The organism is Antarctobacter heliothermus (genome assembly GCF_002237555.1).
Lineage (GTDB): Bacteria > Pseudomonadota > Alphaproteobacteria > Rhodobacterales > Rhodobacteraceae > Antarctobacter > Antarctobacter heliothermus_B.
This window is the reverse complement of record NZ_CP022540.1, coordinates 3,874,647-3,889,950: the sequence shown is the minus strand read 5'-3', so window position 1 is coordinate 3,889,950 and position 15,304 is coordinate 3,874,647. Positions and strand designations below refer to the sequence as shown.

At 60.8% G+C, this 15,304-nt stretch carries 16 protein-coding genes; 13 read left to right on the top strand and 3 right to left on the bottom strand.

Annotation, left to right across the window (positions count from 1 at the left end):
- Positions 1–12 precede the first annotated feature (12 nt).
- From fdh3B to ANTHELSMS3_RS18360, 10 genes are all read left to right on the top strand, one after another.
- Positions 13–606, top strand: coding sequence for a formate dehydrogenase FDH3 subunit beta (gene fdh3B, locus ANTHELSMS3_RS18400; RefSeq protein WP_094036155.1), 594 nt, complete (start codon positions 13–15; stop codon positions 604–606).
- A gap of 189 nt (positions 607–795) precedes the next feature.
- Complete coding sequence (locus ANTHELSMS3_RS18395) at positions 796–2,007, top strand: formate dehydrogenase subunit gamma (protein WP_094037230.1); 1,212 nt, start codon at positions 796–798, stop codon at positions 2,005–2,007.
- A gap of 20 nt (positions 2,008–2,027) precedes the next feature.
- A complete protein-coding gene (locus ANTHELSMS3_RS18390; protein WP_368074440.1) occupies positions 2,028–3,332 on the top strand; it encodes a c-type cytochrome in 1,305 nt (434 codons plus the stop codon).
- Complete coding sequence (locus ANTHELSMS3_RS26385) at positions 3,329–3,454, top strand: hypothetical protein (RefSeq protein WP_302630578.1); 126 nt, start codon at positions 3,329–3,331, stop codon at positions 3,452–3,454. The genes ANTHELSMS3_RS18390 and ANTHELSMS3_RS26385 overlap by 4 nt, the downstream gene beginning before the upstream one ends.
- A gap of 26 nt (positions 3,455–3,480) precedes the next feature.
- Positions 3,481–4,815, top strand: coding sequence for a sigma-54-dependent transcriptional regulator (locus ANTHELSMS3_RS18385; RefSeq protein WP_094036154.1), 1,335 nt, complete (start codon positions 3,481–3,483; stop codon positions 4,813–4,815).
- Positions 4,816–5,034: 219 nt separating this feature from the next.
- Positions 5,035–5,742, top strand: coding sequence for an ABC transporter permease (locus ANTHELSMS3_RS18380; protein ID WP_094037228.1), 708 nt, complete (start codon positions 5,035–5,037; stop codon positions 5,740–5,742).
- The gene (locus tag ANTHELSMS3_RS18375) at positions 5,735–6,493 is read left to right on the top strand and encodes an ATP-binding cassette domain-containing protein (RefSeq protein WP_094036153.1); all 759 of its coding nucleotides are present in this window, start codon (positions 5,735–5,737) and stop codon (positions 6,491–6,493) included. Before ANTHELSMS3_RS18380 ends, ANTHELSMS3_RS18375 begins: the two co-directional genes overlap by 8 nt.
- Positions 6,494–6,521: 28 nt before the next feature.
- Positions 6,522–7,331: a substrate-binding domain-containing protein gene (locus ANTHELSMS3_RS18370; protein WP_094036152.1), complete on the top strand. Its 810-nt coding sequence runs from the start codon at positions 6,522–6,524 to the stop codon at positions 7,329–7,331.
- A gap of 33 nt (positions 7,332–7,364) precedes the next feature.
- Positions 7,365–8,246, top strand: a complete 882-nt coding sequence (locus ANTHELSMS3_RS18365) for a helix-turn-helix transcriptional regulator (protein WP_094036151.1) — start codon at positions 7,365–7,367, stop codon at positions 8,244–8,246.
- A gap of 104 nt (positions 8,247–8,350) precedes the next feature.
- Positions 8,351–8,911 (top strand): helix-turn-helix domain-containing protein, encoded by a 561-nt coding sequence (locus ANTHELSMS3_RS18360; RefSeq protein ID WP_094036150.1) that lies wholly within the window; start codon positions 8,351–8,353, stop codon positions 8,909–8,911.
- 186 nt (positions 8,912–9,097) lie between these two features.
- Here ANTHELSMS3_RS18360 and ANTHELSMS3_RS18355 read toward each other — a convergent pair whose 3' ends face one another.
- On the bottom strand, positions 9,098–10,471 hold the full coding sequence (locus ANTHELSMS3_RS18355; RefSeq protein ID WP_094036149.1) for an L-serine ammonia-lyase: 1,374 nt from the start codon (positions 10,469–10,471) through the stop codon (positions 9,098–9,100).
- 212 nt (positions 10,472–10,683) lie between these two features.
- Here ANTHELSMS3_RS18355 and ANTHELSMS3_RS18345 point away from each other — a divergent pair, with 212 nt between their 5' ends.
- Together ANTHELSMS3_RS18345 and msrB are read left to right on the top strand one after the other, a co-directional pair.
- Positions 10,684–11,250 (top strand): fasciclin domain-containing protein, encoded by a 567-nt coding sequence (locus tag ANTHELSMS3_RS18345; protein WP_094036147.1) that lies wholly within the window; start codon positions 10,684–10,686, stop codon positions 11,248–11,250.
- Between the two features lie 118 nt (positions 11,251–11,368).
- The gene (msrB, locus tag ANTHELSMS3_RS18340; protein WP_094037227.1) at positions 11,369–11,833 is read left to right on the top strand and encodes a peptide-methionine (R)-S-oxide reductase MsrB; all 465 of its coding nucleotides are present in this window, start codon (positions 11,369–11,371) and stop codon (positions 11,831–11,833) included.
- A 606-nt stretch (positions 11,834–12,439) separates the two neighbouring features.
- On the opposite strand, the gene ANTHELSMS3_RS18335 is transcribed toward msrB, so the two are convergent.
- Complete coding sequence (locus ANTHELSMS3_RS18335; protein WP_094036146.1) at positions 12,440–13,066, bottom strand: J domain-containing protein; 627 nt, start codon at positions 13,064–13,066, stop codon at positions 12,440–12,442.
- Between the two features lie 73 nt (positions 13,067–13,139).
- Here ANTHELSMS3_RS18335 and ANTHELSMS3_RS18330 point away from each other — a divergent pair, with 73 nt between their 5' ends.
- Complete coding sequence (locus ANTHELSMS3_RS18330) at positions 13,140–13,397, top strand: BolA family protein (RefSeq protein WP_094036145.1); 258 nt, start codon at positions 13,140–13,142, stop codon at positions 13,395–13,397.
- 342 nt (positions 13,398–13,739) lie between these two features.
- On the opposite strand, the gene gatB is transcribed toward ANTHELSMS3_RS18330, so the two are convergent.
- Entirely contained in the window at positions 13,740–15,254 is a 1,515-nt protein-coding gene (gatB, locus tag ANTHELSMS3_RS18325; protein WP_094036144.1) for an Asp-tRNA(Asn)/Glu-tRNA(Gln) amidotransferase subunit GatB, read from the bottom strand.
- Between the last annotated feature and the right edge of the window lie 50 nt (positions 15,255–15,304).

Here is a 15,304-nt window from a genome sequence, read left to right as displayed (position 1 = left end):
GGAGAAACTGATATGGCTAGATCTAAATTTCTCTGTGACGCCGAACGATGCATCGAATGCAACGCCTGCGTCACTGCCTGCAAGAATGAGCACGAAGTGCCGTGGGGGATCAACCGCCGTCGGGTGGTGACGATTCAAGACGGTTCTCCGGGTGAACGGTCCATCTCGGTCGCTTGCATGCACTGTTCCGACGCGCCCTGTATGGCCGTCTGTCCGGTAGATTGCTTTTACCAGACCGACGAAGGTGTGGTTCTGCACTCCAAGGACCTGTGCATCGGGTGTGGTTACTGCTTTTACGCGTGTCCCTTTGGCGCGCCGCAGTTCCCGCAGGCGGGCAACTTTGGGTCGCGTGGCAAGATGGATAAATGCACCTTCTGCGCCGGTGGCCCGGAAGAGACGCATTCGTCGGCTGAGTTCGCGAAATACGGTCGCAACCGGATTGCAGAGGGCAAACTGCCGATCTGCGCCGAAATGTGTTCGACCAAGGCTCTGCTTGCCGGAGACGGTGATGTGGTGTCTTCCATTTACCGCGAACGCGTCGTGTCGCGCGGCTTTGGCTCTGGTGCTTGGGGTTGGGGCACCGCCTACGACCAAAAAGGCGGCTGACCCCATGGGCGGGAGATGATCCCGCCTACATTGGTCATCAAACAGAGAGGCCCGTTTCTTCGGGCCTCTCTTCACGGTTTATCATGACGCCTCGGGTTTCCGGCGCAGCCTTTTCGGCCGCCGAATCTCGGGCGTGACGTTTCTACGAGGACAGTCATGTCAAAACGCTCCAGCGGTTTCGGATGGTTCATGCTTTTGGCGCTTGGCCTGGCCGCGCTGACCTACTTTTTGCAGCCGCCTGCGGCACCGGGCGCCGACCCGGCGGTTCTGGCCGAGGCGCGCAAGGCGACCGGCGGCGCACAGACGCTGGAGGACATCCTTGCCCGCCAGCGCGGCGAACAGATCGACGACACGTTCCGTCAGGAATTCGGCCAGCCCGGTGCTGCCCCCGGTTTGCCCGGAGAGCTTGGCACGCGCGGCGGCGCATCCGACCCGGATTTCTGGCGTGCGCTGCGCTATGATGCGGCGGATCTCAATGTCTCTGCCGGTGGCGATGTGGCCAAGGTACTGGTGCAGGACGGTGGCATGGCGTGGTTCCAATTCCGCAAGAACACGCTGGCCCCCTACGGTGGCTGGCTGCTCTTGGGCACCATCGGCGTGCTGGCCCTGTTCTATCTGCTGCGCGGCAGGGTGATGGTCGACGAACCCATGACCGGTCGCACGGTCACTCGGTTTCAGTTCTATGAGCGGTTTTCACACTGGTTGCTGGCCGGATCGTTTGTCCTGCTGGGCCTGTCGGGACTGCTGACCCTTTTCGGGCGTTGGGCGATCCTGCCATTGTTCGGGAAAGAGGTGAATTCGAACCTGCTGATCGGGGCGAAATTCGTGCACAACAATCTGGCCTGGCCCTTCATGCTGGGCCTCGTGCTCGTCTTTTTCCTATGGGTCTGGCACAATATTCCCAACCGCACCGACATCACCTGGTTTGCGCAGGCGGGCGGCATTATCGGTAAGAACCATCCCCCCGCCAAGAAATTCAACGCCGGGCAAAAGATCATCTTTTGGTCGGTGATCCTGCTGGGTGGCTCTATCTCGTTGTCAGGTCTGTCGCTGTTGTTTCCGTTCGAACTGCCCCTGTTTGCCAAAACATTTGCGATCGTCAACGACACTGGCCTGCCGCAGTGGATCGGCTATGGCGCGCTGCCCGTCGATCTTAGCCCGCAGGAAGAAATGCAGCTTGCGCAGCTTTGGCACGCCATTGTCGCCTTTGGTCTGATGGCGATCATCATCGCCCACATCTATATCGGCTCCATCGGGATGCAGGGTGCCTATGACGCCATGGGATCGGGTGAGGTTGATGAGGCATGGGCGCATCAACACCACTCGATCTGGCTGGATGAGGTCAAATCCAAAGACACAACTGCGCCCAGGGACGGGGGCGCGTCTACCCCGGCTGAATGATGCGCGCGCTGTGGATTGCGGTGTTGGCGTGCTGCGCATCGCCCATTGCGGCGCAAGAGTTCACCACGCTCAAAGGGCACGGCGGTCCGGTGATGGCGCTTGCCGTGTCCGATGCGGGGCAGGTCGCCAGCGCCAGTTTTGACAATTCCGTGGGGCTCTGGCTGGGGGGGACGGCGACGTGGCAGGAGGGGCATGACGCAGCCGTTGTGTCACTGGATTACAGTCAGGCCCCTGCTTTGTTGTCCGGCGGTGATGATTTTCGCGTGCTGCTGTGGCACCCCGATCTGGATCAGCCGATTGAGGTAACCAAGCATCTGGGCAAGGTCAGCGATATCGCTGTTTCACCAGATGCCAATTACATCGCCAGCGCCGGTTGGGACGGTTTCGTTCAATTGACCACGGTTGTGAGTTTGCTTCAGACGACAGATACGCCGCCGTCAGATTTTGTTACTACCGTTCTTGAGGGGCACCAGTCCAACGTCACAGCGGTGGGGTTTGCACCGGATGCTACGCTGTATTCTGCGTCGTCAGACGGTACTCTGCGGATCTGGGAGCGCAACACCGAGGGTCTGCGTCCCCGCACTATTGTCCGACATGGCTTTGGCATCAATGTCCTGATCGTCGAACAGGATTGGATCGCCTATGGCGCGGTCGATGGGGGCACGCGCGTGATCCAGCCGGATACCGGCGCACAGATCGCCGATCTGACGCTGGACCGCCGCCCGATCCTTGCACTGGCGTATCACGCCGAAACGGCGCAGCTCGCCGTTGGCGATGGGCATGGATACATCATGATCGTCGATACCACCCGGTGGCAGATCGCCCGTGACTTCCGCGCTATGCGCCACGGGCCGGTCTGGGCCTTGGCATTCTCGCCCGACGGCCAGACCGTTTATGCTGGCGGGCTGGACGATGTTGTCTACGCTTGGCCCGTTGCCTTGCTGGATGAATTGGAGTCGCCCGATGGGTCCGGTCAGCGCAGTTTTTTGCGCGATCCCGAAACCATGCCCAACGGCGAACGCCAGTTCATGCGCAAATGTTCGATCTGCCATGCGCTGACCGCCGGTTCCTCGCGCAAGGCGGGGCCATCGCTGTACGGTGTCTTTGGACGGCGTGCCGGAACGCTGCCCGATTACCGCTATTCCGACACTCTGGACGGCTCTGACATCATCTGGACGGAAACAACCATCGACGCGCTGTTTGACACCGGCCCCGACCACTATATTCCCGGCTCAAAGATGCCCATGCAGGTGATCGCTCGCCCCGAAGACCGGGCCGACCTGATCGCCTTTCTCAAATCTGCAACCACAGGAGACGCCAAATGAAGGCCATGCTCACCGGCTTTGTTGCCATGATCCTGCTCGGCGTGGGGGCCTGGTATGGCCTCAACGAACTGGGCTTTTCCTCGGCTGATGTCTATTCCGGCGAAAATGTCCGGCTCGACTAGGGCTTTCAGCAGGTTGGGCGGTCCGCATGACACCATTGGATGACTACGGTCACAGCCTTGCCGGGGCCTCGGTGCTTGTCGTCGATGACGAGCCGGGGATGCGCAATTTTCTGGCCAAGACGCTAGGCCCGCGTGTCAAACTTGTGGCCGAGGCTGCCTCGGCCCGCGAGGCGACGCTGCGTCTGGATGAGGCGCAGTTCGATGTTATTGTCGTCGACAACAAGATGCCCGGTGGGTCCGGCATCGACTGGGTGCGGGACCAGCGGCGCAAAGGGCTGTATGCCGAAACCGTGCTGATCACAGCCTATGCGGATCTTGAGACCGCCATTGCCGCGTTGCGCGCCGGGGTCAGCGATTTTGTACTGAAACCGTTTCGTGCCAACCAGTTGGTGGGGGCCGTGGCGCGCACTCTGGATCGGGGCGCGTTGCGCCGGGACAATCGCCTGTTGCGTCATGCGCTGGGTACGGACGGGGATACCCAGTTGCTGGGCCGCTCTGCACCGATGCAGGCCGTTCGTACGATGCTGGGCAAACTCGCGCCGCTGCCGACGCCTGTGCTGTTCACGGGCGCGACCGGCACTGGCAAGGAACTGGCCGCGCGCACGCTGCACCGGATGGGCGGGCGCGCGGAACGGCCGTTTGTGGCCGTCAACTGCGCGGCCATCGCACCCGACCGTATCGCTGCCGAGTTGTTTGGCGCGGTCGAGGGGGACCACCTGCGCCCCGGTCTGTTCCTGCTGGCCGATGGCGGCACGCTGTTTTTGGACGAAGTGGCGCAGATGTCCGACACACTTCAAGCGGCGCTGCTGCGGGTGCTGGAGGATCAGCGCGTGCGCCCAATCGGGGCAGAGCGGGAAATTCCGCTGAACCTGCGGCTGACTTTTGCCACCAATACCGATCTTGAGCAGGCGGTGGCAGAGGGACGCTTTCGCGCCGACCTATATCACCGCATCAATGTTCTGCGGATCGAAATGCCACCCCTGCGCGACCGGTCCGAAGATATCGTCGAACTGGCGGCATTGTTCATGATGCATTTTTCCAAGGCACTGGGGATGCCAGCGCTGCGGTTGGACGACCAGACCTTGATGAAGCTCAGCCGCTACGCCTGGCCGGGCAACGTGCGCGAATTGCGCAACCTTGTGGAACGGTCGGTGATCCTCGGCGGGTTCCCGGACGAATTTTCTGGCAGCGGGTCGATGACGGGGATCGAGGCGATTGAGAACCTCGATCTGGTTATGCAGCGGCACATTCACCACGTTCTGGAAATGTCCGGAGGCAACCGGGCCGAGGCGGCACGTCGCCTTGGCGTTTCGCGCAAGACGGTGGATCGCAAGGTCGCAAGTTGGGGCGAGGACGGATGATCCTTCGTCTGCGGGAGCAAGTGTTTGCCCTGCCCAAACCTGACGCTGCATAATTGCGCAATACTTCCGAACGCGCGGAGACAGATTGACCCGCTTGATGCGGATATTTCTTGTCTATGGGTCATATTGGCCCCTGGTTTTGCTTGAAAATGCATGCCCACCTTTCATAATCTGCTGCATGAAAGGCGCGCGGGCGTCGGAAATTTTGCAGGAATGGACATGATGGGCATGGGAGAGGCTTTTGGCGTCGCCGTGGCGCTTATCCTCTCGGGGGACGGGGATCTGATGGAGATCGTCGGCCTGTCCTTGCGTGTCAGTCTGACAGCCACTATCGCCGCCTGTGCGATTGGCTTGCCGGTGGGGGCACTGGTTGCGACCAGTCGCTTTCCGGGGCGGGGCGCTGTTCTGGTGGTGATGAACGCGCTTATGGGGCTGCCGCCGGTTGTTGTCGGCCTGATCGTTTACTTACACCTGTCGCGCGCCGGGCCGCTGGGCTTTCTGGGGCTGCTCTATACACCGACCGCGATGATCATCGCCCAGACGATCCTGATTGCCCCCATTACCGCCGCCCTGTCGCGGCAGGTGATCGAGGATATGCACGCCGAATATGCCGACCACTTTCGGTCGCTCTGCCTCAGTACGCGGCAGACCGTTCAGGCGCTCCTATGGGATGCCCGATACGCACTGCTGACCGTGGCGCTGGCGGGCTTTGGTCGCGCAGCGGCAGAGGTGGGCGCGGTGATGATCGTTGGCGGGAATATCGACCATTTGACTCGTGTCATGACCACTGCCATCGCGCTGGAAACCTCCAAGGGCGACCTACCGTTGGCGTTAGGTCTTGGCATTGTGCTGATGATCCTGGCGCTTGGCGTTAACGCCCTGGTGCACAGTCTACGCCTTACAGCCGTGAGACAAGCCTATGCGTGAAGCCATCATTCATGGACCCGAAGCCCTGATAGAGGGGGCCACTCCGGCCTCGAACCTGCTTCCTTTGCGGGTCGAGGGGCTGACGCTGGATCTGGGCGGGCGGCGCGTGCTGGACGGGTTGGACATGGAACTGGGGCCGACCGGCTGCACCGTGATCCTGGGTCCGAATGGAGCGGGTAAAAGTCAACTTCTCAGGGTGTTGCACGGTCTTCTTCATCCGACCGCGGGGGTGGTCGACTGGAATGGTGTCACACCTACTCAGGCCACGCCCCGACAGGCATTGGTGTTCCAGAAACCTGTGCTGTTGCGCCGCTCTGTCGCTGCGAACGTCGACTTTGTCCTGCGCAGTCGGGGTCTGCCGCGGGCGCGTCGGGATGATTTGCTCGACCATGTCGGATTGGCCCATAAGGCGCGCCAACCCGCCCGCCTGCTGTCAGGGGGCGAGGCGCAGCGCCTGGCGCTGGCGCGTGCCATGGCGACTGACCCGGATGTTCTGTTTCTGGATGAACCCACCGCCAGCCTTGACCCGGCTTCGGTCAACCGGATTGAGCATATTATTCGCCGCGCCACCCAGCGCGGCACCCGTGTGATCCTTGTGACCCATGACATCGGTCAGGCCCGCCGCATGGCCGATGACGTTGTTTTCCTGCATGGCGGGCGCGTCACCGAACATGCCCCCGCATCCCGATTTTTTCCACAACCCCAAACCCTTGCCGCCCGTGCCCATGTGACAGGTGGCCTTGTTCTCTGACTGAAAACCAACCGAAAGGACTACTGCGATGACTCGTCTTCGCCTCGCCGCGCTGCTTTGCGCGACTGCAATTCCGATGGCCGCAAGCGCCGAAAGCATCCTTGTTCAATCGACCACCTCAACCGCCAATTCGGGCCTGTATACCTATCTATTGCCCATCTTCACCGAGGCGACCGGCATTGAGGTCAATGTGGTTGCTGTCGGCACTGGACAGGCCATTCGCAACGCGCGCAATTGCGACGGTGACGTGCTGCTGGTGCACGCGAAACCGGCGGAAGAAGAGTTTGTCGCCGATGGCCGGGGCACGTCGCGCACGGATCTGATGTACAACGATTTTATCATCGTTGGCCCGGCAACCGACCCGGCAGGTGTCGCCGGCCTGGAGGATGTGCAACCCGCCTTGGAAAAGATCGCAGAAGCGGGCGCGCTGTTTGCGTCGCGCGGCGATGATTCGGGGACTCATAAGAAAGAAGTGTCGCTTTGGGCCGGCACATCAGTCGATCCCGCGACCGCGTCGGGGGACTGGTATCGGGAAACCGGGTCAGGCATGGGGGCCACGCTGAACGCCGGGATCGGCATGGGGGCCTATGTCATGACCGACCGCGCTACCTGGATCAGTTTTGACAACAAACAGGATTACCAGATTGTAGTGCAGGGCGACACAGACCTGTTCAACCAATACGGTGTGATTCCGGTCAACCCAGAGGTCTGCCCCTCGGTCAATGCGGACGCGGCGCAGAGCTTTGCCGATTGGCTGACCTCTGCCGCCGGACAAGAGGCTATTGCCGCCTACATGGTGGACGGCCAGCAGCTGTTCTTTCCCAACGCGCCGGAATGAGCTAGGTCAGGGGGCCTACAGGAGGCCCCCGCCATGCGCGCCGATGCGCCTGAACATCTGCACGAATACCTGACTGTGGCCGAATTGGCCGAGCTGTTGCGGCTAAAGGAACGCAAGATCTACGATCTTGCTGCCTCTGGCGCGGTGCCATGTTCGCGCGCCACCGGCAAATTACTATTTCCGGCGCGCGACATCCGCGCCTGGATTGCCGAGCACAGTACCGGCACCAGCGGTGTGCCTGCGCCACGCCCTAAAGTGCTGCTAGGCAGCCACGATCCGTTGCTGGACTGGGCGGTTCGCGAAAGCCGCTGTGGCCTTGCCACCTATTTTGACGGCTCGCTGGACGGGGTGGCGCGGTTCCTTGCGGGAGAAGGCGTTGCCTGCGGTTTGCATGTGTATGATGCGGCCAGCCAAGATTGGAACCTTGCAGCGGTGGCGCAGGCGTCAGACGCGGTGTTGATCGGGTTTGCCGGTCGTCGTCGTGGTCTGGTGCTGCATCCCGACGCCCCGCAGGTCGCCGCGCTAGAGGATCTGGCGGGCCTGCGCTTTGCGCCCAGACAGCCGCTATCGGGGACAGCAACCCTGTTCCGCCAGCTGTCCGATGCGGCAAGACTGGCAGAGGACTCTATGATCCTGACCCAAGTCGCACGGACCGAAACCGAAGCGGTTCAGGCGGTGGCGCGGAGGGAGGCGGACGTTACGTTTGGGTTAGAGACGGTCGCGCGGGACTTTGGCCTGCGTTTTGTTCCGCTGATGGACGAACGGTTCGATTTGCTGATCGATCGTCGGGCCTATTTCGACCCCCCGATGCAACAGCTGATCCAGTTTTGCGCCGGTAGTGCCCTGCGGTTACAGGCGGCGCGATTGGGGGGCTATGATCTTGGCGACGTCGCAACCGTTCGCTGGAACGCCTGATAGTCTGTCGAATTCCGGACAATGCCCCCCCTCTGCCAATGTTGCGTTTTTTTGGGAATTCCTATCTAATTCGAGATACGGGATGGATTCCCGGGGGGATACAAATGAAAAGCGATCTGACGGTCCGCCTTGCCGGGCGCCTGTCGGCGCTGCGGGCTGCCCGCGGCTGGACGCTGGATCAACTCGCCGCCGCCAGCGGCGTCAGCCGCGCGGCCCTGTCGCGGCTTGAGAACGCCGAGGTCAGTCCCTCTGCGGACGTGTTGTCTCGTCTTGCGGTGGCGCATGAGATGTCGCTGTCACGCCTCTTTGCGATGATCGAGGACGGGTTTTCGGCGCATGTCACGCGGGATGAACAGGCGGTCTGGCGCGATGGCGATTCCGGTCTGGCCAAGCGTTTCGTCTCACCTGCGGCGGCAGCGCTGTCGGGCGAGGTCATGGAATGCAAAATGACGCCCAATTCAGAGATGGTGCAGGATACGCCCGACGTCGTGGGGCAAGAGCATCATCTGGTTTTGTTGACCGGCTATCTGCACGTCAATCTGGATGGGTCGGGCTATGACCTTGGACCGGGGGATGCCTTGCGCTATCGCGAACACGGTGAGGTGCGGCTGATCACCGATCGGGGGCAGGGCGCCAAATTCATGCTGGTCAGTGTCACAAACTGACAGCCGCAGGAAGGCCAGCGTTTCCGTAATTTGCAGCACGCCAGCCGGCAACGGTGAAGCAGGCGGGCCGATCGGTTTTTCGTCCTGACGGTGTTAACTTTTGAGATGTGGCAGGGGGCGCTGCCCCCTCGGCCTGCGGCCTCACCCCCGGGATATTTCAGGACAGAAGAAACCGGGGCCGAGCGCTTAGCAATTGGGGACGTTCACAGCCAACCCGCCAAGCGAGGTTTCCTTGTATTTTTCACTCATGTCGTGGCCAGTCTGGCGCATGGTTTCAATGCAGGCATCCAGCGGCACAAGGTGAGTGCCGTCCCCCCGCAGGGAAAGCGAGGCGGCGGACACCGCCTTGATCGCGCCCAGACCGTTGCGTTCGATGCAAGGCACCTGCACCAGCCCTTTGACCGGGTCACAGGTCATGCCAAGGTGGTGCTCCAGCGCGATTTCGGCGGCGTTTTCCACCTGTTCCGGGGTGCCCCCCATGACGGCACAGAGCCCGGCCGCCGCCATGGCGGCGGCGCTGCCGACTTCGGCCTGGCAGCCTGCCTCTGCGCCGGAGATCGAGGCATTGTATTTCACCAGCCCGCCAATTGCGGCGGCGGTGAGCAGAAACTCTGGGATGCGGGTGCGGCTGGCACCCGGGACGTGATCCAGCCAGTAACGGATCACCGCCGGCACCACGCCCGCCGCGCCGTTGGTGGGGGCGGTCACCACCTGACCGCCGGCGGCGTTTTCCTCATTCACGGCCATGGCGTAAACGTTCATCCAGTCGTTGATCGTGTGAGGTGGGGCAAGGTTCATGCCGCGTTCTGCCATCAGCTGATCGTGGATGTTCCGGGCACGGCGCTTGACGCCCAGCCCGCCGGGCAGAATGCCGTCAAAGGTCAGACCACGGTCGATGCAGTTGTTCATCACCTGCCAGATCCGCGCCACCCCCTTGTCGAGACTGTCGGTGCCGCCGCGTAAGACCTCATTGGCGCGCTTCATCTCGGCGATGGTGCGGCCCGAGGTTTTGGCCATCTCCAGCATCTCAGAAGCGGTCTTGAACGGGTAGGGAACCGGGGCGCCTTCATCGGAGTCCTTGCCTGCGGCCAGTTCGGCTGCTGTCAGCACAAAGCCGCCCCCGACGGAGTAATAGGTTTCCTGCAGGATCACGTCGCCCTGTGCGTCAGTGGCCTTGAGGATCATGCCGTTGGCGTGCCCCGGCAAAGCCGCGCCAAATTCAAACACAAGGTCTGTCTTTGGGTCGAACACCAATTCCGGCAAGCCTGATGGGGTCACGCGACAGGTGTCGCGGATTTGGACCAGGGCGGCCTCGGCGCGGGCGTGATCATAGCTGTCAGGCACAAACCCTGCCAATCCAAGCACGGTTGCCCGGTCTGTTGCATGGCCCACGCCGGTGAACGCCAGAGAGCCATGCAGCGAGGCCCTGACGCCATGCGCCGCAAACGGCGCTGCCCGCAGCAGGTCCAGAAAGCGCGCCGCCGCCACCATTGGTCCCATCGTATGAGACGACGATGGTCCGATGCCCACCTTGAACATCTCGAAGACCGAAAGAAACATGGCGCACCTCCTGTGGTTTAGGTCCGACACTTACCTCAGACCGCTGCAACTGCCGATGCGAAAGCGACATGTGGTCACCCAAAGGCGCGCTCACGCTTTGGTGATCGCCATGTTATCGGCTGGGCGAAACTACTTTGTGGATCGCTTCGTGGCTGAGGGCATCGGGATCGCAAGACGCGCTCCCTGACTGACCAACACGGGAAAGGTTTCCAATGACACGTTTCACCACACTTGCCGCCCTCGCTCTGACCGCAACTGCAGGCACCGCTTTTGCGGAAAGCCACGCCGCAACCGGCAACCCGATGGTTGGCGGTGCACCGATGTTTGCCGACAAGACCATCGTCGAGAACGCCGTAAACTCTGCCGATCACACAACTCTGGTTGCCGCTGTTCAGGCCGCTGGACTTGTAGATACACTGTCCGGCGATGGCCCTTTCACCGTCTTTGCGCCGACCAACGACGCCTTTGCGATGATCTCTGAGGATACCCTGACGGCGCTGATGCAGCCCGAAGCCAAGGCACAACTGGCCACCATCCTGACCTGTCACGTCGTGGCGGCCAACGCCATGTCCGACGCCATTGCCGGGATGATCGCCGATGATGGTGGCATGCATCCCGTGCCGACCGTGGGCGGCTGTACCTTGCAGGCCAAGATGGACGGGGATGACATCATCCTGACAGACGAAAACGGCCGCGCAGCGACCGTCACCATCGCCGATGTCCGTCAGTCCAATGGCGTCATTCATGTCATCGACCGCGTGCTGCTGCCCAAGCAGTAAGGTCCCCGGAGTTGCGCGAGACCCCAACCCCCTGGATTCCCCTCGCGCAATCGTGCGCGCCCCGTGCTTGTCCCAGGATGACGGGGCGCGCATCCTTTCGTTCCAAAAGGAGACCCCGATGAAACGTCGTGAATTTGTTGTCAGTTTATTCGCCACGCCCCTGCTTACGCGCGCCGCACAGGCGGCCGGGGGCAACTTTGAAGTCTCTCGGTCAGACGCCGAATGGCGCTCCATGCTTAGTGATGCCGAATACCGGGTGATGCGCAAAGAGGAGACCGAGCGCGCCTTTACCTCTCCGCTGAATGATGAAACGCGCGCGGGAACGTTCCATTGCAAAGGCTGTGATCTGGCGCTGTATTCCTCCAAGACGAAGTTCGACAGCGGCACCGGATGGCCCTCGTTCTACGAGGCGATTCCCCGCGCGGTCGAGACCAAACCTGATCGCACGCTGTTCTATACGCGGACCGAATGCCACTGCCGTCGTTGCGGGTCACACCTTGGCCACATCTTTGACGACGGCCCGGCCCCAACCGGAAAACGTCATTGCATCAACGGAGTCAGCCTGACGTTCAGTGCGGCCTGATTGCAGCGCGTGTTGGTGTCGACTCAGGACGACGGACGCACGGCCAGATGTGGCTGCGCGTCCGTTCCCGTGAGTGGGGGGAGAGTGTTAGGAAGGTGAATGTTTCAAATCGTACTCTCCCTATGATTGAAAGTCCAGAAAATCCGCGTCAGTTTGGCTTTGTCCGGTCCTGCCAGTTTCGCCCGCATTTAAACCGTAACTGGTACGAGTTGGACGATTGCGGCGGGAAAACCTGCCAATGAGGGGATGATCGCAATGTTCTTGGCGGCCGCGATATCCAACTGCCCAACCGCGCGGCCCAATTTCCGGTAGCCTGAAAACTCCGGTTATTGGTAGGTCGCTTCGGAATCGAACTGCCCGCCATTGGTCTGCTCCAACGTGATGCTGGCAAAGGACACCTGAGTGTTGCTGAGAACCATCTGCCCGAAATCCGTCTTTGGACCCAGCGGCAGATCCCGCGCGTTTACAGGGGCCTAAGGACATCAAGTGTGGCAACTGCTGCAATCAGGCAGCGAAGGATCATGGCAAAACGATCCCTTTAGAGAACAGGACCGATAAAACCATTCCTATGGCGGATGTATGGTCCGGAAAATCCGGGCCATTCTGTCACTTGAAGCTGCGGCTGTCCTTTATCTGGTCCCAGGCCCAGACCACCTGCTGCAACTGTTCTTCCTGACTGCGGTCGCCGCCGTTCATGTCGGGGTGCAGCACCTTGATCAACGATTTGTAGATCTTGCGGATGTCCGCCTTTGTCATGCTGTCACCGGCATCAAGGATCTCGACCGCGCGCCGTTCAGTCGGCGGCAATTTGCGCCCGCCGCCCGGTTTGCTGCGACCTGGATTGCGTGTCGCATTGTTGCCCAGCACCTGATGCGGATCTTCGATGCCCAGCCGCGCCCATGCCTTGGCCTCTGGGTCACGCCAGTCTTTGGTCTTGCGTTCCCATACCTTGTCCGACGACTCCTGAGCGTTCATCTCCGCCTCGGTCTTGCCGTCGAAAAAGCTCCACTTGGCATTGTATTCGCGCACATGGTCTTTGCAGAACCAAAAGAAGTCATCCAGCACATCCGGCGCTTTGGGCGCACGGAATTTTCCCGGCTCTTCACAACCGTCATGGTCGCAGATCCGTGTCGACGTCTCCTGTGCGCCGGTCATGCCCTTGCGGCCACGCGGATTCTTCTTCTTCGCGGACCTCACGGACATGTCGAAACCGAAGGGATCATCTTTGCTCATACCGCACCTCTTCTCGACTCGGACGCCAGAGCATAGACTATCGGCGATCAGTTTACAGGGGGGCTTGCGAAAAATGTCGCGCGCAGATGAAATACAGTCGAAACTTGAGGCAGCTTTTGAAGCTAGCCAGATTGAGGTCCGCAATGACAGCGGGCGCCACGCCGGCCATTCGGGCGATGACGGCAGCGGCGAAAGCCACTTCCACGTCGTCCTGCGCGCGCCCGAATTTGCTGGTCAGTCACGCATTGCCCGCCACCGTGCCGTGCACAGTGCCTTGGGGCCGGAACTGGTGAGCGCGATCCACGCGCTTTCGCTGGATCTGGATACCTGAGCGGGCATGCGGCGACGTGACAAACACGCCAGACAAAAAAATAGGGGCGGGTCCTGCTGGACCGCGCCCCTGACTTTTTATGAACTAACGGATGAAACCCCCCAAGTTCAATCATTTGCGTGTCGCGTCGATCAATCCTGACGCTAGCGATGGCTATAAAACAACGTTAACACTTTATTAACACATTTGCAAGACGCAGGTGCAGTCAGGGATTCCTTACCTGCATAAGGCAAATTCTTTGACCCATTCCCGGATCACGACGGCGCATCCCGCCCCGGATTTGATCCGGGGTCTCAATGCAAGAGTATTGAGCATGCCGATGCGCGGCTGCTTGCCGCCGGGCTACAGGCCCAACTTCGCAGCGACGAGTTCGTTGACGGCTTTGGGGTTGGCCTTGCCGCCCGTGGCTTTCATCACCTGACCCACGAACCAGCCCGCAAGTTTGGGGTTCTGCCGGGCCTTTTCCACCTGTGCGGGGTTGGCGGCGATGATCTCATCTACTGCCGTCTCGATCGCGCCGGTGTCGGTAACCTGTTTCATGCCGCGCTCTTCGACAATCTGTTCGGGGTCGCCGCCTTCAGTATAGACGATCTCGAACAGGTCCTTGGCGATCTTGCCGCTGATCGCATCGGATTTGATAAGCCGAATGATTCCAGCAAGCTGCGCGGGACTGACCGGGCTATCCGAAATGTCGCAATCGTCCTTTTTCAGGCGCCCGAACAATTCATTGATCACCCAATTGGCCGACAGTTTGCCGTCGCCTGCCGACGTCACCACCGCTTCGAAATAGGCGGCGTTCACCACCTCGGCGGTCAGCACGCTGGCATCATATTCCGACAGGCCAAAGTCTTTGACAAACCGCGCCTTTTTCTCATCGGGCAGTTCCGGCAGCGACGCCGCGATGTCATCGACCCACCCCTGTTCGATCTCTAGCGGCAGCAGGTCGGGGCAGGGGAAATAGCGGTAATCATGCGCCTCTTCCTTGGACCGCATCGACCGCGTTTCGCCCTTGTCCGGATCGTACAGGCGCGTTTCCTGATCGACCTTGCCACCCGCCTCGACAATCGCGATCTGGCGCTTGGCCTCATAGTCGATGGCCTGCTGGATGAATCGCATGGAGTTCATGTTCTTGATCTCGCACCGCGTTCCAAGATGGTCGAAATCCTGCGTCTCCATGTATTTTTCATACTGGCCCGGCAAGCAGATCGACACGTTCACATCCGCGCGCAAATTGCCGTTCTGCATGTTGCCGTCGCAGGTGCCCAGATAGCGCAGGATCTGGCGCATCTTGACGACATAGGCGGCTGCCTCTTCGGGGCCGCGAATGTCGGGACGGCTGACAATTTCCATCAGGGCGACGCCGGTCCGGTTCAGATCGACAAAGGACATGTTGGGATCCATGTCGTGGATCGATTTGCCCGCGTCCTGTTCGACGTGGATACGTTCGATCCGCACCCGGCGCGCCACCCCCGGCTCCATGTCCACAATTACCTCACCTTCGCCCACAAGCGGATGATACAGTTGGGAAATCTGGTAACCCTGCGGCAGATCCGGGTAAAAGTAGTTCTTGCGGTCAAAGGCAGAGGTCAGATTGATCTGCGCCTTCAGGCCCAGCCCGGTGCGCACCGCCTGTTCGATGCAGTATTCGTTGATGACTGGCAGCATGCCGGGCATCGCCGCATCCACAAAAGACACGTTGGAATTGGGTTCCGCGCCGAATTTGGTCGATGCGCCAGAGAACAGCTTGGCCTGGCTGGCCACCTGCGCGTGAATTTCCATGCCAATGACCAACTCCCAGTCGTGCTTGGCCCCGGCGATCACCTTGGGTTTGGGCGCTTCATAGGTCAGATCCAGCATCACGGGTGTCCTCATGCGGGGAAGAAAGGGGTTGTGATGCGGTCTAGAAC